The organism is Clostridium sp. UBA5712 (genome assembly GCF_002419845.1).
Classification (GTDB): domain Bacteria; phylum Bacillota; class Clostridia; order Clostridiales; family Clostridiaceae; genus Clostridium_J; species Clostridium_J sulfidigenes.
In genome coordinates this window covers 80,063-103,446 of the sequence record NZ_DIGW01000014.1, presented here as the reverse complement: position 1 = coordinate 103,446, position 23,384 = coordinate 80,063, and the positions used below count along the sequence as shown (strand labels likewise).

General features: G+C 30.9%; 25 protein-coding genes and 1 riboswitch. All 25 genes read right to left on the bottom strand.

Annotated elements, in window-relative coordinates; genetic code table 11:
* Nucleotides 1-6 precede the first annotated feature (6 nt).
* The 25 genes from B3B03_RS11465 to B3B03_RS11345 all read right to left on the bottom strand — a co-directional run bounded on the left by B3B03_RS11465 (nt 7) and on the right by B3B03_RS11345 (nt 23,383).
* Nucleotides 7-1,338 (bottom strand): flagellar hook-length control protein FliK, encoded by a 1,332-nt coding sequence (locus B3B03_RS11465; RefSeq protein WP_346877474.1) that lies wholly within the window; start codon nt 1,336-1,338, stop codon nt 7-9.
* A gap of 5 nt (nt 1,339-1,343) precedes the next feature.
* Nucleotides 1,344-1,784, bottom strand: coding sequence for a flagellar export protein FliJ (gene fliJ / locus B3B03_RS11460; protein WP_346877378.1), 441 nt, complete (start codon nt 1,782-1,784; stop codon nt 1,344-1,346).
* Between the two features lie 14 nt (nt 1,785-1,798).
* Nucleotides 1,799-3,106 (bottom strand): flagellar protein export ATPase FliI, encoded by a 1,308-nt coding sequence (gene fliI, locus B3B03_RS11455; RefSeq protein WP_346877377.1) that lies wholly within the window; start codon nt 3,104-3,106, stop codon nt 1,799-1,801.
* Nucleotides 3,107-3,120: 14 nt separating this feature from the next.
* On the bottom strand, nt 3,121-3,888 hold the full coding sequence (locus tag B3B03_RS11450) for a hypothetical protein (protein ID WP_346877376.1): 768 nt from the start codon (nt 3,886-3,888) through the stop codon (nt 3,121-3,123).
* Nucleotides 3,872-4,885: a flagellar motor switch protein FliG gene (fliG, locus tag B3B03_RS11445; protein WP_346847886.1), complete on the bottom strand. Its 1,014-nt coding sequence runs from the start codon at nt 4,883-4,885 to the stop codon at nt 3,872-3,874. The genes B3B03_RS11450 and fliG overlap by 17 nt, the downstream gene beginning before the upstream one ends.
* A gap of 2 nt (nt 4,886-4,887) precedes the next feature.
* Nucleotides 4,888-6,459, bottom strand: a complete 1,572-nt coding sequence (gene fliF / locus B3B03_RS11440; protein ID WP_346877375.1) for a flagellar basal-body MS-ring/collar protein FliF — start codon at nt 6,457-6,459, stop codon at nt 4,888-4,890.
* 16 nt (nt 6,460-6,475) lie between these two features.
* Nucleotides 6,476-6,796, bottom strand: a complete 321-nt coding sequence (fliE, locus tag B3B03_RS11435) for a flagellar hook-basal body complex protein FliE (RefSeq protein ID WP_346877374.1) — start codon at nt 6,794-6,796, stop codon at nt 6,476-6,478.
* Nucleotides 6,797-6,815: 19 nt separating this feature from the next.
* Nucleotides 6,816-7,247, bottom strand: coding sequence for a flagellar basal body rod protein FlgC (flgC, locus tag B3B03_RS11430; protein ID WP_346877373.1), 432 nt, complete (start codon nt 7,245-7,247; stop codon nt 6,816-6,818).
* A 2-nt stretch (nt 7,248-7,249) separates the two neighbouring features.
* Complete coding sequence (gene flgB / locus B3B03_RS11425; protein WP_346877372.1) at nt 7,250-7,630, bottom strand: flagellar basal body rod protein FlgB; 381 nt, start codon at nt 7,628-7,630, stop codon at nt 7,250-7,252.
* 414 nt (nt 7,631-8,044) lie between these two features.
* Nucleotides 8,045-8,127, bottom strand: a riboswitch (cyclic di-GMP riboswitch).
* Between the two features lie 111 nt (nt 8,128-8,238).
* Nucleotides 8,239-9,084, bottom strand: a complete 846-nt coding sequence (locus B3B03_RS11420) for a flagellin (RefSeq protein ID WP_346877371.1) — start codon at nt 9,082-9,084, stop codon at nt 8,239-8,241.
* Nucleotides 9,085-9,379: 295 nt separating this feature from the next.
* Nucleotides 9,380-9,607, bottom strand: coding sequence for a nucleotidyltransferase domain-containing protein (locus tag B3B03_RS11415; RefSeq protein ID WP_346877370.1), 228 nt, complete (start codon nt 9,605-9,607; stop codon nt 9,380-9,382).
* Nucleotides 9,604-9,999 carry a nucleotidyltransferase substrate binding protein gene (locus tag B3B03_RS11410; protein WP_346877369.1) on the bottom strand — a complete coding sequence of 132 codons (396 nt, stop codon included), beginning with the start codon at nt 9,997-9,999 and terminating at the stop codon, nt 9,604-9,606. Before B3B03_RS11410 ends, B3B03_RS11415 begins: the two co-directional genes overlap by 4 nt.
* A 211-nt stretch (nt 10,000-10,210) precedes the next feature.
* The gene (locus tag B3B03_RS11405; protein ID WP_346877368.1) at nt 10,211-11,956 is read right to left on the bottom strand and encodes a methyl-accepting chemotaxis protein; all 1,746 of its coding nucleotides are present in this window, start codon (nt 11,954-11,956) and stop codon (nt 10,211-10,213) included.
* Between the two features lie 162 nt (nt 11,957-12,118).
* Nucleotides 12,119-12,937: an EFR1 family ferrodoxin gene (locus B3B03_RS11400; RefSeq protein ID WP_346877367.1), complete on the bottom strand. Its 819-nt coding sequence runs from the start codon at nt 12,935-12,937 to the stop codon at nt 12,119-12,121.
* A gap of 89 nt (nt 12,938-13,026) precedes the next feature.
* Nucleotides 13,027-13,725, bottom strand: coding sequence for an acylneuraminate cytidylyltransferase family protein (locus B3B03_RS11395; RefSeq protein ID WP_346877366.1), 699 nt, complete (start codon nt 13,723-13,725; stop codon nt 13,027-13,029).
* 15 nt (nt 13,726-13,740) lie between these two features.
* Entirely contained in the window at nt 13,741-14,910 is a 1,170-nt protein-coding gene (gene neuC, locus B3B03_RS11390) for a UDP-N-acetylglucosamine 2-epimerase (RefSeq protein WP_346877365.1), read from the bottom strand.
* Nucleotides 14,904-15,902 carry an N-acetylneuraminate synthase gene (gene neuB, locus B3B03_RS11385; RefSeq protein WP_346877364.1) on the bottom strand — a complete coding sequence of 333 codons (999 nt, stop codon included), beginning with the start codon at nt 15,900-15,902 and terminating at the stop codon, nt 14,904-14,906. Before neuB ends, neuC begins: the two co-directional genes overlap by 7 nt.
* Nucleotides 15,895-16,530: an acetyltransferase gene (locus B3B03_RS11380; protein ID WP_346877363.1), complete on the bottom strand. Its 636-nt coding sequence runs from the start codon at nt 16,528-16,530 to the stop codon at nt 15,895-15,897. The genes neuB and B3B03_RS11380 overlap by 8 nt, the downstream gene beginning before the upstream one ends.
* On the bottom strand, nt 16,530-17,582 hold the full coding sequence (locus tag B3B03_RS11375; protein WP_346877362.1) for a nucleotidyltransferase family protein: 1,053 nt from the start codon (nt 17,580-17,582) through the stop codon (nt 16,530-16,532). Before B3B03_RS11375 ends, B3B03_RS11380 begins: the two co-directional genes overlap by 1 nt.
* A gap of 29 nt (nt 17,583-17,611) precedes the next feature.
* The gene (locus B3B03_RS11370; protein WP_346877361.1) at nt 17,612-18,775 is read right to left on the bottom strand and encodes a LegC family aminotransferase; all 1,164 of its coding nucleotides are present in this window, start codon (nt 18,773-18,775) and stop codon (nt 17,612-17,614) included.
* A gap of 18 nt (nt 18,776-18,793) precedes the next feature.
* Complete coding sequence (locus B3B03_RS11365) at nt 18,794-19,783, bottom strand: NAD-dependent 4,6-dehydratase LegB (RefSeq protein ID WP_346877360.1); 990 nt, start codon at nt 19,781-19,783, stop codon at nt 18,794-18,796.
* Between the two features lie 13 nt (nt 19,784-19,796).
* Nucleotides 19,797-20,096 carry a hypothetical protein gene (locus B3B03_RS11360; protein ID WP_346877359.1) on the bottom strand — a complete coding sequence of 100 codons (300 nt, stop codon included), beginning with the start codon at nt 20,094-20,096 and terminating at the stop codon, nt 19,797-19,799.
* Nucleotides 20,086-21,897, bottom strand: coding sequence for a motility associated factor glycosyltransferase family protein (locus B3B03_RS11355; protein ID WP_346877358.1), 1,812 nt, complete (start codon nt 21,895-21,897; stop codon nt 20,086-20,088). Before B3B03_RS11355 ends, B3B03_RS11360 begins: the two co-directional genes overlap by 11 nt.
* 121 nt (nt 21,898-22,018) lie before the next feature.
* Complete coding sequence (gene hag / locus B3B03_RS11350; RefSeq protein ID WP_346877357.1) at nt 22,019-22,864, bottom strand: flagellin Hag; 846 nt, start codon at nt 22,862-22,864, stop codon at nt 22,019-22,021.
* Nucleotides 22,865-23,053: 189 nt separating this feature from the next.
* Nucleotides 23,054-23,383 carry a hypothetical protein gene (locus B3B03_RS11345; RefSeq protein WP_346877356.1) on the bottom strand — a complete coding sequence of 110 codons (330 nt, stop codon included), beginning with the start codon at nt 23,381-23,383 and terminating at the stop codon, nt 23,054-23,056.
* Between the last annotated feature and the right edge of the window lies 1 nt (nt 23,384).

Here is a 23,384-nt window from a genome sequence, read left to right as displayed (position 1 = left end):
CATCTCCTAAACTAGTAAATCTATCTCATTAGAGGCTTTCACATTAGCTTCAGGTATAACATCCTCTTCAACTATATTGACCTCTGACCCTTGTCTACCATTCTCACTACCTCTTTGTCCACCATTTTCATATGCTTTGCCTTGGTTGTTTCCATGAGCATAATAGGTAGTATCCTCTTCATAAAGTCCTATATCTACTGATTGTATTTTTATGTTGTTTCCATTTAGCTTTTCATTTATGTCCTTAAGTCCTAAAGCTAACATTTCTACAGTTTCCTTTGATGTAGCCTTAATCATTGCCTTTAAAGCACCTTGTTCCATACTTACAGATATGGATATTTCACCCAACTCTTTAGGATAAATCTTTACAGTTAAATCCTTAACCCCATTTTTATCCATGTATGATAAAGCTTTTATCACATCATTATTAAGATCACTCTTTGTAATAGCTATAGGCTTTTCACTAGATACTTCTCCTGATTTTTGTACACTATTTTCAAAGTATGACATAAAATCAGCAGCTCTTGTAACCTTTGAATCCTTCTCTTCACCATTAATTACTTTATTCAAAATAGCTGTTTCCTTTGAAAACTTACTATCTTTACTACTACTACTTTCTTCATTATCTTCTACTCTAGCTACTACACTACTTTTTTCTATAACATTAGCTTCCAGTTCTATTCTTCTAGGTATATTTAAAGGCTCCTCTTCTTTATTAGCATCTTTCATTGAAACTATTTTTTGTAACTGACTTATTAGATCATCATTATCTATACCTTCTTCTGCTGTTAATAGTTTCATAAGACTTTCACTACTATTGTCTAGCTCAGTAATATCTTCATTAATTAAAGTTAATAACTCTGTAAGTTTATTTTTCATGTCACTATTAATTGATGCTTCACTTAATAATTCTAATAAGCCATTTGCCCTTTTTTCACTTCCTAAAAGGTCTAATAAAGGTTGTAGTTCCACTTTACCTTCATTTCCACTGATAAGATCAGAAGAAACCATTTCATCCTTAGAAGGATCCTTCTTATTCAAAAGAGCTATTATTAGATTTATTAGTGACTGCATATCTTCTGAGGTACTTAGCTTTTCACCTTCATGAACTTCCTCAGAGCTCAATATGTAATCCTTCGAAGGCTCTTTAACTTTTTCTTGCTTAATAGAATTTACTGATTTAGTTTTAGAGCTTTCATTATCTGTACTGTAGTTTTTAAGTTCCTTGGAAAATTCCTTATTAGAATATCCTTTATTTCCTTCAGACTTTTTAACTTTATCACTAGTACTACTACCTTTATACAGGTCATTTCCAACACTAAATTGTGCCATTTCCATCAAATTTATCGCCTCCCACACTCACGTATAAATCCATAAAGTGCAAATTCATCATTTTGAATTTGTTCTATTCGATTTTCTTCTTTTATAAATGCTGCCTGATCCTTATCTTTTAATATGCCTACAATCTTTTTATTTACTTGAGCAGTAACTAATTCTTTCCTAGTGAGCTTCACTCTTTCTTCATCAGTTTTAAGCTTTTCTTGTGTAATATCAATAGTACTATTTAATAGATTTAAGTAATGATGCTGAATTTTTCTTTCAGTTACACTCATGTTATTATTCACAGTAGAGTATCTTTGGAAGCTATCCTCTAGACTTTTAAGTTCTTCTTCTACCCTGTTCTTATCCCTAAGGGCCTCCATAAAAACTATTTTTTTACCATCTTCTTCTTTTTCTCTTAAGTCCAATAACCTTTGTAATTTAAACTTATAAGTTTGTCCCAAAATTTACACCACCTTTATTTAAACATATTAATAAGCATGTCTTTACTAGCTTCAATTTCGCAACCTTCTTTTATCTCTTGAGTTAAAAATCCATTTATACTATCTATATATTCAATGGCCATATCTATTTTAGAATTACTTCCCTTTACATAAGCTCCTAGATTTATTAAATCTTCAGCTTCTTTATAAGAGGCCATTAAATCTCTAGCAAGTGAGGCAGCCTTTATATGGATTTCCTCTGCAATTTCTGGCATAAGTCTAGATACACTTTTAAGTACATCTATGGCTGGATAATGATTTTTAGTAGCTAACTCACGGCTTAAGACAATATGTCCATCTAAAATACCTCTTACCGCATCTGCAATTGGTTCATTAAAGTCATCTCCATCAACAAGGACGGTATAAAAAGCTGTAATAGATCCTTTATCAGACATACCGCTACGCTCAAGAAGTTTAGGTAACATTGCAAAAACCGAAGGAGTATATCCTTTAGTAGCTGGAGGCTCTCCTATAGCAAGACCAATTTCCCTTTGTGCCATAGCAAAACGTGTCACAGAATCCATCATAAGAATAACCTTTAATCCTTTATCTCTAAAGTATTCCGCAATGGCTGTAGCAGTAAATGCACCCTTTAGCCTAACAAGAGCCGGTTGATCAGATGTAGCACATACTACTACAGATTTCTTTAACCCTTCTTGACCTAGATCTTTTTCTATAAAATCTAAAACCTCTCTACCTCTTTCTCCTATTAGGGATATTACATTTACATCAGCCTTAGCTTCTCTAGCAATCATTCCAAGAGTAGTACTTTTTCCTACCCCTGAACCAGCAAAAATACCAATCCTTTGTCCTTCACCACAAGTAAGAAATCCATCAATGGCTCTTACCCCTGTAGGAAGAACTTCTTTAATTCTTCTTCTCTTCAATGGGTCTGGTGGCATAGCTTCCAAGGGATAATTCTTATAAAGTGACAATTCCTTTTCATCTAAAGGATTTCCAATTCCATCTAAAACTCTTCCTAAAAGTTCATCTGAACACTTTATACTTAACTGCTTTCCTGTTCTCTCTACTCTGCATCCAGGAGATATCCCTATTAGGTTTCCAAGGGGCATAAGAATCAAATTTCCATCTTTAAAACCTACTACTTCACAGACTATAGTTTTGTTTTCCTCATTATATATGTGGAAAATTTCCCCTACAAAACCCTTAACTCCTTTTACTTCAATGGTAAGACCTATTATGTTTTTAACTATGCCTTCCATATGATTAAAATTTGTTTTACTAATACTTTTTTCAATGTCTCCTATATTCAAATTAATCATAATACCATCTTCCTCTATGCTTCCATGAGAATTTCCTTTAGTTTCTCTATGCTCCCCTTAATAGTAAAGGTGGTTTTTCCATCATCCTTTTCAACAACTAAGGTTCCATAATCTAAATAATTATCCTGTAAAACCACAACTTCTCCTCTGATGCCCATACTATGCTTGAATTCTTCTATCTTTGTCTCTATTTCTTCTAAATAGTTAGGTGCTACCCTTATAATTATCATCTTGGCATTTTTCTCTTCAGATAGGATGTTGAAAAGTAATCCATTTAGTGCTTCCTTACTTTCAAGCTCCTTTTTAAGCATATTTTCTACGGCATTTACAATAATTTTTCTAATGCCCATCTCCTTAGACTTAAGAAATTTATCATACTCTTCCTTAGCTTGATAAAGAATAAAATTTGCATTTCGAATTATTTCTTCACCTTTTTTTACTCCTTCATCATAAGCCTTGTCATAGCCTTCTTTATAACCAATACTATGGCCTTCTTCATAACCCTTATTAAATCCATCTTCCTTGGCTTCATATAGGATTTCTTCTACTTTTGCATTTGCATTTGCAAGAATAGCTTCCCCTTCTTTATGGGCATTTTCAACTATTTCTTCACCCTTTTTCTTTAGTTTTAGATACTCCTCCATGCTCCTAGGATTAGTATCCTCAAGCTCTATAGTCTCCTCTACTATGGGAGCTGGCTCTATATAAAAGTCTGTATCTATTGCCTTGGTTCCACTTTCACATACATTAACACTTTTTATTACCCTATAAGATGAGTGCATCGTCTCCACCTCTTACAATTGTTATTTCTCCAGCTTCATCTAGTCTTCTAATTAAGGCAACAATTTTTTGTTGAGCTTTTTCAACATCCATAAGTCTTACAGGTCCTAAGAATTCCATATCTTCTTTCAATGTAGCTGCTGCACGTTTTGAAAGGTTTCTTGATATAGTTTCTATTACTTGTTCTGAAGTACCCTTTAGAGCCATACATAGCTCCTTATTATCAACCTCACGTAAAATTCTTTGAATTTCCACATCATTGATAGTAATAATATCCTCAAATACAAACATAGATTCCTTAACTTTATCTGCAAGTTCCATATCTTCCCTTTCAAGACCTTCTGTAATGTTTTTCTCTGTAGTCCTATCAACTTGGTTAAGTATATTAACTAAAGATTGAACTCCTCCTATAACACTACTTTCACTAGTAACCACTGAAGATAACTTACTATTTAATACCTCTTCAATTTCTTTCACTACCACCGGATATATATTACTCATAGTAGCAACTCTAAAAGCAACTTCACTCTGTAATTCAGATGGAAGTGCAGACATTATCTGTCCCGCTTTGTCCGGCTGTAGATGACAAAGTATTAATGCTATAGTCTGAGGATGTTCTCCTGAAATTACATTCATAAGCTGAGTTGCATCGGCTTTTCTAGCAATAGAAAAAGGTCTAAACTGCTGTGAAAACTCTGTAACTCTCTCTAGAATATCGTTGGCCTTTTGAGTTCCTAAAGCTTTAGATAAAACGCTTCTAGCATACTCTACTCCACCTTCAAGAATATAATCCTTAGCCTTATTTAATTCCATAAATTCATCTAAAACAGCTTGTCTGTCCTCAGCTTTAACTGATGACATATTAGCAATCTCATAGGTTATCTTTTGTATATCTCTTTCATTTAATCTTTTTATTATTGCTGCAGATGCATCTGGTCCCAAAGAGATAAATAATATTGCTGCCTTTTGAATACCTGTAAATTTTTCTGTTTTAGCCATTACTATCTCCCTTCTTCATCAGTCATCCATGATTTTATAATATCCGCTACCTGTTCAGGTTTCTTTTCTGCATATTTTTTAACTTCTTTCATAATCTTTTCTCTTTCAGTTTCTGCTTCTAAATCTAAATCTTTGTATAAATCCGCCACTGTTTCTAAAGTTTCATCTCCTATAACTACATCTAGCCCTTCTATAGCCTCTTCATCTTCTTCATCATCTTCTTTTCTCTTACTTCTAATAATAGAAACAACTACAATAATAAGTATAAGTGCTATAACTGCTCCTACTCCTAAAGCAATAAGCTTAATCCTCCTAGATTTTGCTTCTGCTTCCTTCATAGCGTTAATTTCTTCTTCAGCTTGTGTTTTATAATCATCATTAAATGTTAAGCTTTCAACTGAAATTCCATCACCTCGTGCCTCATCAAAACCAATGGCATCAGATACTAAATTTTTTATAGTATTCTTAGTTGCATTATCCATATCTCCATTTACAACAACAGATGTGGTAATTCTCTCCACTTGACCTGGTGCCTTGACAACTGTTTCTTCACTCTTAGTATTATTAAAATTTCTTGTTTCTTCCGAATAGCCTGCTTTTTCAGTATCTTTTTCTGCATCTTGCTCATTAGTCATATTATTATCTACAGTACTTCCTGAAGTATTTTCAGTACCCTTACTATTGTCTTTAATAATATGCTCACTTACTACTGCGGATCCCTTTGGATCATATGTAACATTATTCTGCTTTACAGCGTCAAAATTAAGCTGTGCATTTACAGATACTTTTACATTATCTTTATATATTGGTTCTAATACATTTAAGATTTTCTTTTCATATTCTTTCTCAACTTTTTTAGTTGAATCAATTTGATTTTCTGTACTAGTAGCTTGGGTCCCTTTTTCATTATCAAACAAACCTTCCGTTAATAACTTTAGATTGTCTGATACTATTGTAACGTCTTCCTTATCTAAGTTTTCCACACTACCTGTTACTAAGTGTACAATAGCTTTAACTTGTTCAGGTGAAAGTTCATTTCCTGGCACTAACTTTACCGTTACTGAAGCACTAGCAGGAGTTGGTTTAGTTACAAAGGCTGAGTTGGTTGGTAAAACTAAGTTTACTTTTGCAGCCTCAACTTCTTCAAAACCCTTTATAGTTCTTTCAAGTTCTCCAGAAAGTGCTCTTTGATACATTATTCTTGATTCTTCATCTGTGGCCCCAATGCTACCCTTATCAAAAAGTTCGAAGCCTTGGCTTCCTTCTGTTATTTGAACCTCTGACAGCATTTCCATTCTCAGTTTATCTACTTGAGACTTTTCAACTAAAATGGAATTTCCTTCTATTTTATACTTAGTTCCTTTGCCCTCTAGATTGGCTATAATCTTTCCTGAATCTTGGGAATCCATATTTGAAAATAAAACCGTATACTTTGGTTTAAGTGATACATAAAGTAGTGTTCCTACTGCTATAAAAGTCACCACCGCAATTATCACTAAAGCTATCTTTCTAGTTTTCGACATGGAATTCCACTTATCTTTTATCTTCTTCATTAGCTCCGATAGCTTACTCATCTAATCCTTACCCCCATTATACTTGCATATTATTAAATTCCTTATAAGCATCAACTAGCTTATTTCTTATTTGAATAGCAAGCTCTAGGGACATAGATGCCTCTTCTGTAGCTAATACTACTTCATGGATACTTTTTTCTCCTGCAATATATCCTGTTACATTGTTATCTGCTTCAACTTGTAGATCGTTGACCTTTTGCAATTCATCCTTTATAACAGCTGCAAATCCTGTGCCACCCGAAGTGCTATTCTCTTCAGTATCCTTTTCTTTTACCCCATAAATTTCCCTTAGCTCATTTTGAAAAATTGTTGCATTTGGTATGTAATTGTTCATCATAAAGTACTACTCCCATCTTTTATTTACCTATTTCTAAAGTTTTTAAAAACATACTTTTTTGTGCGTTCATTGCATTGACATTGGCTTCATAAGCTCTACTTGATGCTATTAACTCCACCATTTCATTGGAGATATTTACATTTGGCATAGATACAAATCCTTCTTCATCCGCATCTGGATGACTTGGATTATATACTTTAATAAGTTCTGATTCATCATCTACAATGCCAACTGCTTTAACCCCATTTAACTTGTCCTCTACTTTTCCATTGCTTTTATTGTAGGCTTCCTTTAAGTTCTCTTGAAACATAGCAATCTTTCTTACATAAGGTTTCCCATCTTTTCCTCTAGTAGTTCCTGCATTAACAATATTAGAAGAGATAGTATCCATTCTTAATCTTTCTGCAGTAAGACCACTAGCTGAAATTCTCATTCCTCTAAATGCCTCCACTTTTAGTTCCCTCCTTTTATAACTCTACTTGTACTATTTAGCTTTCCACTGGCAAATCTAACTAAAGATTCATACATCATAGTATTAGCAGCTTGACTTGTCATTTCTGTTTCAATATCCACGTTATTACCATCTTCTCGCATAGATGCACTATCATCTCTTTTAACTTGTACATCTTTGCTTCCAATGCCTATATGTTTTTCATTTGTAGTTTTTAAATTACCATTAGCTGTTGACTCTTCCATAACCTGTTCGAAGGGAACATAATATCTCTTATAGTTTTTTATATTTACATTTGCAATATTATTAGCAATAACCTTATTAGCCTCAACAGTTACATTCATAGATTTTTTTAACAATCCATATACTTCATTTTGTGACATTTTATACCTCCATTTTCCACTTAAACATACTTAATGTTTATAAATTAGACATAAATACTTAAATCCCTTCTTTTTTTTGTTAGTTATACGATTTTTTATTTATTTTATACACTTTAAACTTACTTTAAATAGAAATAAATCTACAAAATTCATCATTAGTAAAAAACAGTATGGTAAAGATTGAATAATAATGGTTACATGTAATCTTATGTAAAATACTCATTGTAAAACATGAACCTGGGTAATCATTTACAATATGGTATATTTTATAAAGCCAATTGCAACTTTTATATGAAAAACTATAAATTTTATATAAAAAAAGCTACTCAAAAAGAGTAGCTTTTAATTACAACAAGGTTAAAATAAAAATATTATTTACTTCTATAATACCTAAAACAAAAAGTATACTTACTCTTTGGCAACTGGCTGGCATACCCTTAGGCTTAGCCCCTATAGCTTTGCGTCACTAACTTTCGTCAATTTTGCCTATTTAATTTTTTCACATATCTGCATTATATACTATATTTTTCTTCCATTCAACCTTTTAAACGTAAATTATTTACTTTTTACTTAAAATTCCTTATTTGCTACACGAAATTACTTTTTCTCTACCTATTAGGATATACATTGCTCAATATTTGTAGAATATCCTGTGGAAATTCATTACTTTGAGCCATCATAGCCATACCTGATTCCACTAAAATTGAGTTTTTAGCATATTCAACCATTTCTAGTGCTATATCAGTACCAGTAATTTCACCTTCTGCTCCTTCAACCTTACCTACTATTTCACTGGTATAATCTGCAGTAGACTCCATTCTATTACTTAGAGCTCCATACTTTCCTCTTCCAGAATTAAGCTTATCTATAGCATCATCTAAGCGTTCTAATCCATCATTCATATTCTCCACACTTATTTTATTGCTACCGTCAGCATTCACAAGTCCTAGTCCTGTAGATGTTAAATTATATGTTGGCAGTTTAGTTACATAGTCACTAGTTGCTCCAATAAGTAGATCCACTGTATCACCTGGATTATTTTTATCGGCTAACAGCTTTACACCATTCATCTCCGTATTATTAGCAGTATAAGTTATATGTTCTAGATTCTCATCTATTTCCTTTTGAATAACTGCTCTATCTTCCGGCGTAGTTGCTCCTCCAGCTTGAACCATAAGTTCTCTAGACCTTTGTAAGGCTTCACTTATACTTTGCATACCACCATCCATGGTTTGCATAAGACTTACACTATCTTGAATATTTCTAGTGGCCATTTGAAGACCTCTAATCTCTAACTTCAACTTATCACTCTTAGCCTTAGCATTAGGATCATCTCTATAGGTCTGTATCTTATTACCTGAACTAATACTACCATAAGCCTTAGATTGAGCTACTAAATTTTTAGTATAGCTATTAAATATCCTCATAGCGGACATATTTCTACTTAATCTCATTATCTCACTCCTCACAAAAATTACCACGGGGTCTGACCCCCAGGAATTTTTTTCCTTGGGGTCTGACCCCATGGAATAAAGTTCCATTTATTTAAACTATGTTGACAACTAAATCCATTTTACTTATCGTCACTTTTTATTAATTACTTTATGATTAGCAAAAGCATTAACAGCTATTTTTAGCCATTAATGCTTTTCCATTCTTTCACAAGTGCCCGTCACCTAGAAAAGATAACTTTCCCTACCCTATCTATATGTTCCTTTAATTCCTTATGCTTTAAATGTGAATAATCAACTATGTCAAAAAGTACGGCATAGGACTTTTTTCTTCCAGTATTGAATTAAGTTTTGATAAAATATCCAAATTTATATTTTCTCCATAGACAGCTATATCAATATCTGAGCCTGGCTTATAATTACCCTTAGCACGGGAACCAAATATAGATGCTTTTTCAATCTCATCAAATCCTCTTATAACACTAACTATATATTCTAAATCTAATTCTCTTAGCCCAAAACTCACTGTAATTCCTCCAATTTAGAATATAATTTTTTAATAATAGGATAATAGGATTTACGAATAAGCTCTACTGCTTCTTCAGCCACTTCTTCATTATAAGTATATGACATTAAGTTTCTCTTTTCCAATGCATCAATCCATATATGTCCATCTTCAATCAACTGAATTTGAAAAACAGTTTTTATCGTTCCCCTTGGACTTTTTACTTCAAATCCTTCTAATTCAAGATAATCTTTCATAGTCTTCCATGCTAATTCAAAAGTATATTCAAAACATTTTATTAAACCTTGAACTTCAAATTTATTAAGGTCACCTTTTTCTATAAACTCCGTTAGTTGTGATGTAGCCTTTTTATAATTAGAAAATCTCTGTTTCCAGCGAATATCATTGTTCATATAAAGCCACCTGTAAAGCCACCTGCTTTTTAATTATTTTTTCTCTTAAAACCATAGTATATTCATCTTCATACTATTTTATTATACCATGTAAAATGCAGGGATTGAACCATTCTTTTACAAATGCCTGTGACCAAATTTAATTGAAAAAATCACCATAGGGTCAGACCCCCAGGAATTCTTTTCCTCGGGGTCTGACCCCGTGGAATATTTATACTGTAAATTTATTGATAATACCTTGTAGTTCATCTATAATATTTACCAATCCTTCACTACCATTGGCTATTTCTTCGATACTTGCTGATTGTTCTTCTATAGCTGCTGAAGCTTCCTCAGTTCCTGCTGCATTTTCTTCTGCTATAGCAGATAGATTTTGCATTAAGTCTACAAGCTTTTCTTTACTTTCATTCATTTTTTCTGATGATTCATTAAGCTTATCTATAACATTATTAGTTATTTCTATAGAATTTGATATTCTATGAAATTTTTCTTCAGTTTTTTCTACACTTTCAGATTGGGAATCAATTATCCCTTTTACTTCTTTCATTCTATTTACTGCATTTTCAGATTTTAATTTTAACTCTTCTATTACAGTTTTGATTTCTCCTGTAAAATTATTAGATTCTTCAGCAAGTTTTCTTATCTCTTCTGCTACTACGGCAAAACCTCTTCCATGCTCGCCTGCTCTCGCTGCTTCAATAGCTGCATTCAAAGCAAGTAGATTTGTTTGTTCCGATATAGACTGAATCATTGTACTTGCCTTTTCTATCTTTTCTGCACTTTCGTTATTACTTAATATAATTTCATACACCTGTTTAGAAGCATTATTACTTTCTCCCGTTTTTAATACTAAATCTTTTAATATAATAAAACCTTCTTCTTTTTCCTTTTCTATATCCTTTGCTGCGTTATTTAATTCCTCTGTATATTCTTTATTCTCTTCTAGTAAACTACCCATTTCTTCTACACTTAAAGCTGCTTCTCCTGTATCTTGAGCTTGGCTACTTGCTCCACTAGCTATATTTTCTATAGTTCTTGATATTTCTTCAGAAGCTATGGCTGACTGTTCTGCTGTTGCTGTTAGTTCCTGGGAAGTTGCCACTACCTTTTCTGCACCTTCTGAAGTTTTTATAACAAAGTCTCTTACATTGTCCTCCATAACCTTCAGAGAATTTGCCATAATTCCTATTTCATTTTTCCTTTTCATATATTTTAATGTTTCATCTTTTTCATTAAACTTAAAGTCTAAATTTGACTGTTTTTTTATAGTATTAGTTAAAGCAACTATAGGTTTTGTAATTGATGCCCCTAAGCTATAGCTTATAGCAACAGATATAAGTAGTCCAATAACAATTACTATAACTACCGATTTTATGGTAGATAATACACCTTCATTATATATATCTAAAATTGATTCTACAGATTTTCCAACATAATAAATACCAATGACTTCATTATTATCACCAAAAATAGGTGCATATTTTGTCATATACTTTTCACCTAATATATCAGCTTCTCCAAAATATTCATTCCCCTTTGAAATCTCTTCATAGGCTTTACCACTAGCATCCAATTTTGTTCCAATAATTCGTTCCCCTTTATCATCTCTAATTGTGGTCAAAACTCTCACATAATCATCACCAGACTTAGCAAAGACAGTAGCAAGTATATCCATACCTTCCGCTAATTCGTCAATAAACTCATAGTCACCATCAATGGGCTTACCATTAGAGTCTATAAGTTTCCCATCATCATTAAGACTTAATGTACCAAACTGCTCCTTAAGATAAATATCTAGCACACTATAACCTGAACCTATTGCATCTTCTGATTGTTTGTTTATAATATTTTTAGTAACACTAAATGACTTAAAAAGTCCCATAAACATCATAGACAACGAAATAATTATAATAATAGTAAGAATAATAGTAGTTATTTTCCATTTTAAGCTTTTCATAAATTTAATCTCCTCTGTCACAAAATTTTAGTAATATATAATTAAAATTAATAATATTATCGATATTTAACATTATAACTTTATGGTTTTTTTTAAACTTTATCACATATAAAAAGCATTAACAGCTATTATTAGCCATTAATGCTTTTTACAATTATCTGTTTACAAAAATAATTCTGGTTCTTTTCTATGTATAAAATTTATTTCTAATTCTTCTTTGTGCTTTAAATATCCAATATCATCAAAATACTTTGCTTCTACAGGACATTTTTTAATACATGCACAACATTTAATACAAATTCCATTAACTTTAGTCACATCTTCAAGATCAACAGAGCCCATGGTACAAACACTAGCACAAAGTTTACAATCTATACAACTATCCTTAGTTTTGGGCTTCACCTTTCTTATATCAATAGGCTCTCCCTTTTCATCCCTAGGCATATAATAATTTCTATAAGGCTTTTGTTCATTTATTAATAGATCCTGTCCATCTTCTCCAGCAGCAATTTTACTATATATTTTATCAGCAAAATTCCTAACTATATCCATATCCTTTTCATCAGGTCTATTCTTAGCTAAGGTTTTAGAAAAAGAATGTTGTCCTATAAATGCAGCCCCCACAATAACCCTAAAGCCATCTAGTTCTAATATATCTCTTAACTCTATCAAAGCATCATCATAATTTCTATTTCCATAAACCACCACTGCGACAGCCAACGCACCATTACCCACAATAGAATTTATATACCTTAAAAGCACATTAGGCACTCGCCCTGCATAAACTGGAACTCCTACAATAACAATATCATCCTTTGAAAAAGATACAGATTTCTCCCTTATCTTTGGTAAGGTAAAATCAATACTATTTATGCTTTCCTTTAGGTTCATAGCTTCCGAAAGTCCTTCTGCTATACCAGATATTACTTTCTTAGTTGTATCTGTAGCACTAAAATATAGTGTGTTTAGTTTATAATGCAAATTTATCACCTCTTAATGAATGAAAGACCAGTATGAATATTCCATAGCATTATGCTGAGTGATATTTGACCTCAACATAATTAGCTCAATTATATATTTTGGGCCATAATATATTCTGCAATTCTAAAATCTAGCTCTGTATCAATATCTATTGAGCTTTCTCTACTCATAATGTATGCTTTGCTTTTCTTTCCGTAGAAATCCCTTTCGCTTAAATATTTTTCAACATTAGATATATATATTGAACCATTTATACGATAATACTTTTTGTCATCTTGCCTTCGAGTTGCACTGTTTTTATTTATAAAACCTTCTAAAGATAAACTATCACTCAATGTATTATATATACTTAAAGAATGTTCAGCCTCACAAACACTTACTACAGAATCTAATTTGTTTTCTATTAATAAATCTAATGATTTTTTTATGTCTAAAGCTTTTCTTAGGGGTGAAGTAGGTTGTAGTAACATAAAATAATCATATACTTTCCCTAACTCCTTTAATCTTTGAATGGTATACACAATCATATCTGTACTACTAGCTATGTCGCTAGCTAATTCATCTGGTCTTAAAAATGGTATACTTGCTCCATATCGTTTAGATATATTGGCATACTCTTCTGAATCAGTAGAAACAACTATATCGGTAAATATATCACTTTCAATAGCAGCTTCAATGGTATATGCTATTAATGGCTTATCATTTAATAATTTTATATTTTTATGCCTTAGCCCCTTAGAACCGCTTCTTGCAGGTATTATTGCTAAGATTCTTTTATTACTATACATTTATACTTTTACCTTTCACATCATATTTATATCGTAAAAAGTTTTTTTTAACTCTATCTCTTTGCTTAACGCTTTTTTTATTTCATATAGTATTTTGTTAGATGTATCTCCATCTCCATATGGATTTTCAATCTTTGATATTTTATCTTTAAATTCTTTACTTAGTCCTCTTTTTATTGCTTTAATAATATCACTTTTAATAGGGTCACAATTGATTACCGTTTTAGCTTGCAATCTTCCCTTTTGTCTATCACCAATATTTATAGTAGGGATATTAAAGGAAGGAGCTTCTATAATTCCACTAGATGAATTCCCTATTACCATACTACAATACTTCATAGCACTTAAATATTTTAGTTGTCCCATAGAAACAAAACCAATATATTTCTCTGGGTTTTTAGATATAAATTCATCTATCTTTCTATTTATTTTTCTCCCCTCATTATCAGAATTAGCTTTTGTAATTATAAATTTCATATCATCAAATTCTTCTAAAGCACCTAATAACTCTGTAATCTGTATCTCTGCTAATCCTTGTTCTAGTGTAACTGGATGAAATGTAACAAGCGCAAATTTTTTATTCAAAACAAAATTTATACTTTTTTCTATCTCTTCCTGGGATAATAATTTTAATACTTTAATATTTTCTATTCCTATAGCTCCAACATTGAAAACTCTATGAGGCTCTTCCCCTAACTGCATTACCCTCTTTCTATAACTTTCAGTACTTGTAAAATGAAGATAACTCAATTTAGTTATGCAGTGCCTAAATACATCATCCTGTGCTCCCTCGGTTATCTCTCCTCCATGTATATGTGCTATAGGAACATTAGCTACCATAGCTGAAATACTTGCAGCCAATATTTCATATCTATCACCAAGTACAATTACCATGTCAGGCTTAGTTCTATTAATATACTCACTAAAGCTAATAATAGCTAATCCCATTGCTTTTGAAGTAGCTACATGTGAATCTGAACTTAGTAATATTTCTATTTTTTCATCAATAACTATGCCATCTTCTTCAATCAATTTATATGTAAGTCCAAATTCTGTTGACATGTGCATTCCTGTAACAACCAATTTTAAATCTATCTCTTTATCATCTATCATTTTCATTATTAACGGCTTCAGTAATCCATATTCAGCTCTTGTTCCAGTAATCACACATATTCTTTTTACCATTGAATTAGATCATCCTTTCTATAATCTTTTTTAGAAACCATACCAATTATAGCGTGCCACATCTTGGGGTTTATTCCACTTGCAGGTCTCTTAACAGTTAAATTTTTTTCTGTGAAAACTTCACCGCATTTTATATCTACACTAGCAACGATACTTTTCCTTACTATCTTCTTATTTTCTTTTTCTACAGTGGTGGGATACTTGATTCCATCTCCAAGAGCCTTTTCTATATTTCTAATAGACTTAATCATCATCCTAAGCTCATCTGGATTTAAACTAGCTAAATGATCAGGTCCTTCCATAGTTTTATCAAGTGTAAAATGTTTCTCTATTACCTTTGCTCCCATTGCTACAGCTGCAATTGAAACCTCTATTCCTTCTGTATGATCAGAGTATCCAACATCAACCTTAAATGCTTCTTTTATTGTCTCCATTGCTTTCAAATTTACATCATTCATATTAGTAGGATAATCTGTATTACAATGTAATACAATAATTTCATTATTACCATTATTTCTTAGAGTGCTTAAAGCAAATTCTATGTCTGATAAATCACTCATTCCTGTAGATAAGATAATCTTTTTACCTATTCTAGCTACCTTTTCAAGGTAAGGTACATTTTCTATTTCTCCAGATGGAATTTTAAATACTTCAATTCCCAAGTTATCTAAAAACTCTATACTTTCTATATCAAATGGTGATGATAAAAACATTATATGTCTCCTTTTACAATATTCTACCAACTCTCTATATTCAGCGTAATCCAATTCTAACTTTTTCAGCATTTCAAACTGCGAAGTCTCTTCGCTTAAATTTCTTACTTGATATTTAGCTTGTTTAGCATTCTTAGTCACTAAATTTTCCGCTTTAAAGGTTTGAAACTTAACTGCATCAGCTCCTGCTATTACTGCTTCATCTATTAACTTTTTTGCTACTTCAACACTTCCATTATGATTAACACCAGCTTCTGCAATAATAAATACCTTATTCATATTCTTTCCCCCTTGCTGGATTTCCATATACTTTAGATACTTTATCTATTGAATTAATTACTACGGATCCTGCTCCAATTACAGTACTTTTGACTACACTTATTCCCTCAATAATAGTAGCATTTGTTCCTACATGACAATACTTTTCTATGGTCACTCCTCCGCTCAGAGTTGCTCCTGGAGCAATATGTACAAAATCTCCAACTAGGCAGTCATGCTCAACTATAGCTCCTGTATTTATAATAGCTTGTTTCCCTATTATAGCTTCTGCATTTACTATAGCACCTTTTCCTACAAAAGTTCCTTCACCTATACCACATTCTTCCGATACAATAGCCGTTTTATCTATTATAGCTGGAAATTTAAATCCTATTTTACTTAGCATATCATATAAAGTAATTCTTAATTTAGGATTTCCAATACTTCCAACTGTAATAAATGCATATTCAACACCTTGATTATGCATATCTTGTAATATATAATCCGTTCCAAGTATCTTAACATTAAGTATCTCCCCTTTGTCAACAGGATCTGTAATACCTACTATTTCAAATTCATTTTTACTTCTTATGGAGTCAATGACACTTTTACAGTGCCCTCCTCCACCTACTAATACAATCTTTTTCATTAACCTTCCTCTAATCTTTTCATCATTTCTTGCATTTCATCTGGTTGTCCCATATCCATCCAAGCTCTCTCTGTTATTGGATAAACTCCAACTTTCATTCCTTTATCCATACATTCTTTTGCTATATCAGGTAAGTGAATAAATGTGTCTTCCTTTATTAATTGTAGTGCCTCAGGCTCTATTATGTACATTCCTGTATTAGTTAAAAATGAATACTCAGGTTTTTCTACCATACTCTGTATATTTCCTTCATTATTTAAATTAACTACACCATAAGGTATTACCATATTTTTAACTGCACATACCATAGTAATAAAGTTTTTATTTTCTTTATGATACTCATACATGGCTTCATAATCACTATCTATTAATATATCACAGTTAGATACAAAAAATGTGCTCTTTATTTTATCTTTAAGAAAATAAAGGCTCCCTCCAGTACCTAGCGGTTTATCTTCTTCTATATAGTATATATTATAATTCTTAACTACTTCTTCAAAATATGCTTTAATCATATTTTTCTTATAATTAACGGTTAAATAATATTCATTACATCCAAATTCCTTAAATCTATTAATTATTCTTTCTACTATAGGTATATCACCAATAGGTATAAGAGGCTTAGGTAAAATTTTAGTGTAAGGATATAACCTAGTGCCTAACCCTCCAGCCATAATTACCACTGGTATATCTAATGAAGGCTTCTTCTCAACACTAGACATATCCAAGTCGTTCCAAAATATTATTGATTTTACTTCCCCTTCAATACTAACTACAGGTATAGAACTAATTGAATATTTCTTCATAAGTCTTTTAGCTTTATATCTCTCTGTTTCTGTTATATATTTAGGCGAATAGTTAGCAATTTCTTTTACAGGTGCCGACAAATCCCCACTCTTTAAAATCCATCTTCTTATATCGCCATCTGTAAGTATAGCCTTTAACTTATTATCTTCTGTTATAAGTAAAACCTGCTTGGCAGTTTTATCTAAAATCTTAGCAGCTTGTCTTATACTTATCTCTTCATTTATTATTATATCCTGAATATTCATAGCTATATCTCCCCATACTTAATAATGCTTTAAATACTATTCAAAACATTAATAACATAATTAACTTCTTCTTCTGTTAAATTGCTACTACATGGAATATTTATCACATTTTCTAAATAATAATTAGCTCTATCTATTTTATAAGCTCTTGATTCTCTATACGGTTTTTGAGTATGAATTAAATTCCATATTGGTCTTACTTGTATATTTTTTTCTTTAAGATACGGAATAATTTCTTTAACTCTTAATGGATATATATCATTATTTATTAATAAAGAATAAAACCAATAATTGGGTTGTATATTATTATTAAAATCAAGCATTGTTAATCCTTTAGTATTTTTCAATCCATTATTATATAACTCATAATTTTTTTTCTTAATTTCTATAAATTTATCTAATTGTTCTAATTGCGCAACCCCTAGTGCTGCTTGTAAATTAGTCATTCGATAATTATATCCTATTTCATCATGTATATAGTAAAGTTCATCATCTTTAGCTTGCGTAGAGAGGTATTTTCCTTTTGCTAAAAGTTCCGGATGATTTGATACTATCATCCCACCTCCACCAGTGGTAATTATTTTATTTCCATTAAACGAGTACACTCCAAAATCACCTATAGTTCCCGCATACTTTCCAATATATTTTCCTGAAATGAATTTAGTTCCTAATGCTTCTGTTGCATCCTCTATAACTTTAAGGTTATATTTTTGTGCAATATCCATTATCCTCTCTATATTTACACTATTACCAAAAACATGAACTACAATTATGGCTTTTATATGCTTCCTATTAAGCTTATTTATTAATTTTCCACCAATAAATTCACACTCTTCTTCACAAAACATTTTTAGTTTATTAGCATCCATTGTTAATGAATCATCACAATCCATAAATATAGGTTCTGCTCCAATATATCTAACAGGATTTACTGCTGCAATAAATGTCAATGTAGGAACTATGACTTCATCTCCAGCATCTACTCCACTTAAAATTAACGATAAATGAATACCAGCAGTTCCACTTTGACAAGCAACGGCAGATTCAACATTAAGATATTTAGCTATGCTATCCTCAAATTCATTTATATATGCTCCACCAGTAGATACCCATTCTTTTTCTACTGCATCTACTACATACTTTAATTCATTTCCTTTTAAATTAGGTACTGAAAGCGGAATAAACTTCTTCACTTAGCCCATCTCCTTTAATTAAATATTATATATGTCAGCTTTATACTTAGCTAAGTTTTCTGGTTTTCTAAACCATTCTATAGTTTCTCTAATTCCTTCTTCAAAAGTATAACTAGGCAACCAATTTGTTAACTTCTTAATTTTTTCATTTGAACCTAATAATCTATTTACTTCACTTTTATCAGGTCTTAATCTTTGATCATCACATACGATTTTTGCATTTGGATTTATTTGTCTTATCATTTCCTCTGCTAATCTTCCTATGGATATTTCATCTTGAGTAGCTATGTTTATCTCTTCGCCTATGGTTCTATCTGATTTAGCAATTTCTATAAATCCTCTTGCTGTATCCTTAACAAAATTAAAGTCTCTTGTAGGTGTTAAAGAACCTAATTTTATTTCAGTTTCTCCAGATAATAATTGGGTAATTATTGTTGGAATAACAGCTCTAGCTGACTGTCTTGGGCCGTATGTATTAAATGGTCTAACAATAGAAATCGGCATATTAAAGCTTCTATAAAAAGATTCAGCTAACCTATCTGCACCTATCTTAGTTGCTGAATAAGGAGATTGACCCTGATATGGGTGCAATTCGTCTATAGGTACGTACTGGGCTGTTCCATAAACTTCTGACGTAGAAGTTACCAGTATCCTTTCAGTCTCCAAGTCTCTTGCAGCTTGTAGCACATTCAGAGTTCCTTTTATATTAGTATCAACATAAGAATCTGGTGAATGATAACTAAAAGGAATTGCAATTAAGGCTGCAAGATGAAATACTTCATCTACTCCTTTCATAGCTTCTCTAACTCCATTAGGATCTCTTATATCTCCTGTAAACACTTCAATTTCCTTTAACTTATCTTTAGACAATGTATCTAACCAGCCCCATGAATTAAATGAATTATAATATGTAAATGCCTTAACATCATAACCTTCTTCTAAAAGTGTTTCTGTAAGGTGACTTCCAATAAATCCATCTGCTCCTGTTATTAATACCTTTTTACTCATCTAATACACCTCATTAACTTAATTGTTCTATAACTTTATTTATTTCTGGTATAATCTCATATTCAAACATATCACTCATTAAGATTAAATCATTGTTTTTTAGGGCTTCTAATATCTCTTTAAGAATTTCATTGAATTTTTCTATATTAATACAATTACTATTTACTTTTATAGCTTCTGTCATGAATATTTGTATATATTCAAGTATACTTTCAAACACTTGAGTATTTATTTTACCCCCATTGTTTCTTGTTTCTTCATTATTTATACTAATAAGTTCTACTAAATTTTCTGCAAATTCCTTAATATTCACTGTAAGTTTCCCCTTTACATATAGATTTTCTTTCATTTTTTATATATTTTAATGCATATTCAGCTTCATTTAACAAGTTTGAATATAGTATTTTACTTTTTTCATATATTTTCTTAGCCTTACTTAACTCCGTATCTTCATTTCCAATTTTATAATCTGGATTATATAAAACGATATTAATAGTATCTGCAAATAAATATTCTATAAATCTAATTTCTTTAGGTATTTCTCTTATAAATTTATCTGTATCTTCTAAAATCTTTAATGAGCTCTTTAATATTTTATGTTTACTAGTAAAATTATCATAATACTTTTCATTATGTTTTATAGCTTCTATTAATTTTATCTCTAACTCTTTTAAATAATTTATAGCACAATCAATTATATCTATAACTTTATCATCGCTTATACATCCAATCATATTTTCATAATTAACAGATATATGATTCTTATCTATTACATTATCAAACATAACTTTATTATCCATAAATTTTTTAATCTGTGTTCCCTTGATATTTGCTCCGCCTTCTGTGGAATTAATAAATTCTATTTGAGAGTTTTCCTTAATAATTTCCTCAAATTCTTCTCTAAAAAAATTTAATGTCATACTTGTTCTTACCTTATTTCCATATATATCTTCCACGTACGGACTAAAGTTATCAGCTACCTTAGTGATATCTTCTTTATCCTTATACTTTTCTTGTACAAATTCAGCATTTTCTGCATGAACCTTATCATCTGTATATGCTAAATCCTGACCTAAAAATATTATAGGATTACATCCCATATACATAGCTAATTTTGTACAAGTATGTGCAACAGATGAATGAGTAAAATTATAATTAGGATTTTCCACTATATCATTTATCCAAGGTGCATAAGGATAGAACACTCTATTTCCTTTATGTAATTTCAGAACTTTATTAGGCAAAATCTCTGAATGTACTAATGTTACCTCTTCTTTATTAATAACTTCATCAACCAATTCATAAGATAATTCATGGGCATCTATTATAGATAGAAAATCCGCCTTTATTCCTTCTTCTATTAGAGTTCTCCATGTTCTTCCTCCAGTAAAAATCACAGCCTTATCTTCAAACTGTTTAAGTTGACTTATGTTCTTGGATAGTGATGGTCCTGCTGATACTATAACTGCTGGTTTACCACTATATGCATTTTTCATATTCACTATATTTTTACTTTTACTTAAATATTTAAGATCAGAAATGGTAGATTCAAACCAAATCTTAGAAAAAAATATATTGGTGTTTCTATTAATAACTCTTCTTCTTGTGACGCTTCTAATAAGCTCATAAATATTATGAACTTCTGCAGGATATGCATTTCTATAATTAGGGTATTCTTGAACTACAAAGGATTTTAAAGCAATGCTTCCAATATACATTTCTAAATACTTTAAAAATTCATCTGTCATAGAAATTATTGCTATGTTTTCATACTTATTTTCTTTTCCATAGATATATTTATTATAAACCTCAATATTAGGTTCGATTATAATCAGCTTATTATCTTCTTTAATTAAAGGCTCTATTTCTTCTATGTACTCTCCAGTTCCTAATCCAATGATTATACTATGTTTATCTCCATTACTTAAAATAAAATCCTTTATTGAATCTATGTCCCTTTGAACAGAATATTTACTTCCTAAATAAATACTTTTTCCCTCAGTAAATATTCTTAGTATTTTTTTATTATCTTTACTTATTTCTTCATATACTTCATATTCTATAGCTTTATCTATATTATTTTGTGTTAATCTATTAATAGCTATATAAATCACTCCTTTTTTATGTCACTTTTCTATATATCACTATTATCGTTGTTTCAAACAAAAACTTAAATACTCTACACAAAAAAGGCACCGATAAATCGGTACCTTTTAAAAATAATCCAGTTCTAAATTATCTTAATAATTGAAGAACTCCTTGTGGTTGTTGGTTAGCTTGAGCAAGCATAGCTTGTGCAGCTTGTTGTAAAATGTTATTTTTAGAGAAATTCATCATTTCTTTAGCCATATCAACATCTCTAACTCTTGATTCTGCAGCTGTTAAGTTTTCTGATGAAGTATTAACATTAGCAATTGTATGCTCTAATCTGTTTTGCATTGCTCCAAGTTTTGCTCTTTCTCCAGAAACAGTATCTATTGCAGTGTTTATAGTATCTATCATTGCTGTAATACTAGCTGCACTAGTAGCAGATGATATAACTATTTTTCCAGCACTTACTCCTAAAGCACTTACTGTCATAGTTGCAATCTTTAAAGTAACAGTTTGTTTTGAGTTAGCTCCAACTTGTAATAATACTGAAGCATTGTTATCAGCTCCTGATAAAGATCCATTGATAAGTTTTTTCTTGTTAAACTCTGTTTGGCTTGCTATTCTGTTGATTTCATTTTGTAATTCTGTAATTTCTTTACCAATTTGAGCTCTATCATCTTGGATATTTGTATCACTTGATGCTTGAACTGCTAATTCTCTCATTCTTTGAAGAATGTTGTGAGTTTCATTTAAAGCACCTTCTGCTGTTTGAATTAAAGAAATACCATCTTGAGAGTTTCTTGAAGCTTGCTCTAATCCTCTGATTTGTCCTCTCATTTTTTCAGAAATTGCTAATCCTGCAGCGTCATCTCCAGCTCTGTTTATTCTTAAACCTGAAGATAATTTCTCCATAGATTTACCTGCTGAAGTAGTGTTGATTCCCATGTTTCTGTGTGCGTTTAACGCATTCATGTTGTGATTAATTATCATAATTAATTCCTCCTTGATTTTAACGGACATCCTTGTCCTTTTATATTTATAACTTCTTTGATAGAAGTATATAACTAGATATGTTTCTCATGAGTTTATTCTAATTTTATCTTCTAATATATTTATCGGTAGGTTCAAGATGAACTTTATACCTTTTTTTATTTTTTTATCAATTTTTCTTTTTTAATTTTATATCTCTTTATTTATAAAATTAATACCATTAAATTTATTTTCATATGCAAAAGCAGCCCTTTTACTTTTTTTTAATTGAAAGATTTCATCCTTTATTTTACTTCTTTCTTCATTAAGAATATTAAAAGCTTCTTTTTCCACAGTTAACAAATTTATTTCTTCTACTACTTTCTTTAATTCTTCTTTTTTTATATTCATACTGTTCATTTCTTCTATTATTTCTGTTCTTTCTTCTAGAAATTTATCGGCTTCTTCATCATTTTTTATAGCTTCAATAAACTTCTCTGTAATTTCTTTATACCTTAAAAGCAATTCCTTTAATTCCATA

Bases quoted from the DNA above. Each gene is read 5' to 3' on its own strand.
- B3B03_RS11465 (WP_346877474.1), bottom strand. From the start codon at position 1,338: ATGGAAATGGCACAATTTAGTGTTGGAAATGACCTGTATAAAGGTAGT.
- B3B03_RS11380 (WP_346877363.1), bottom strand. From the start codon at position 16,530: ATGAAAAAGATTGTATTAGTAGGTGGAGGAGGGCACTGTAAAAGTGTC.
- B3B03_RS11405 (WP_346877368.1), bottom strand. From the start codon at position 11,956: ATGAAAAGCTTAAAATGGAAAATAACTACTATTATTCTTACTATTATT.
- hag (WP_346877357.1), bottom strand. From the start codon at position 22,864: ATGATAATTAATCACAACATGAATGCGTTAAACGCACACAGAAACATG.
- flgB (WP_346877372.1), bottom strand. From the start codon at position 7,630: ATGTCACAAAATGAAGTATATGGATTGTTAAAAAAATCTATGAATGTA.
- B3B03_RS11420 (WP_346877371.1), bottom strand. From the start codon at position 9,084: ATGAGATTAAGTAGAAATATGTCCGCTATGAGGATATTTAATAGCTAT.
- fliF (WP_346877375.1), bottom strand. From the start codon at position 6,459: ATGAGTAAGCTATCGGAGCTAATGAAGAAGATAAAAGATAAGTGGAAT.
- B3B03_RS11365 (WP_346877360.1), bottom strand. From the start codon at position 19,783: ATGAGTAAAAAGGTATTAATAACAGGAGCAGATGGATTTATTGGAAGT.
- B3B03_RS11410 (WP_346877369.1), bottom strand. From the start codon at position 9,999: ATGAACAATGATATTCGCTGGAAACAGAGATTTTCTAATTATAAAAAG.
- B3B03_RS11345 (WP_346877356.1), bottom strand. From the start codon at position 23,383: ATGGAATTAAAGGAATTGCTTTTAAGGTATAAAGAAATTACAGAGAAG.
- B3B03_RS11375 (WP_346877362.1), bottom strand. From the start codon at position 17,582: ATGAATATTCAGGATATAATAATAAATGAAGAGATAAGTATAAGACAA.
- fliI (WP_346877377.1), bottom strand. From the start codon at position 3,106: ATGATTAATTTGAATATAGGAGACATTGAAAAAAGTATTAGTAAAACA.
- B3B03_RS11395 (WP_346877366.1), bottom strand. From the start codon at position 13,725: ATGTATAGTAATAAAAGAATCTTAGCAATAATACCTGCAAGAAGCGGT.
- fliE (WP_346877374.1), bottom strand. From the start codon at position 6,796: ATGATGAACAATTACATACCAAATGCAACAATTTTTCAAAATGAGCTA.
- fliG (WP_346847886.1), bottom strand. From the start codon at position 4,885: ATGGCTAAAACAGAAAAATTTACAGGTATTCAAAAGGCAGCAATATTA.
- neuB (WP_346877364.1), bottom strand. From the start codon at position 15,902: ATGAATAAGGTATTTATTATTGCAGAAGCTGGTGTTAATCATAATGGA.
- neuC (WP_346877365.1), bottom strand. From the start codon at position 14,910: ATGGTAAAAAGAATATGTGTGATTACTGGAACAAGAGCTGAATATGGA.
- B3B03_RS11450 (WP_346877376.1), bottom strand. From the start codon at position 3,888: ATGCACTCATCTTATAGGGTAATAAAAAGTGTTAATGTATGTGAAAGT.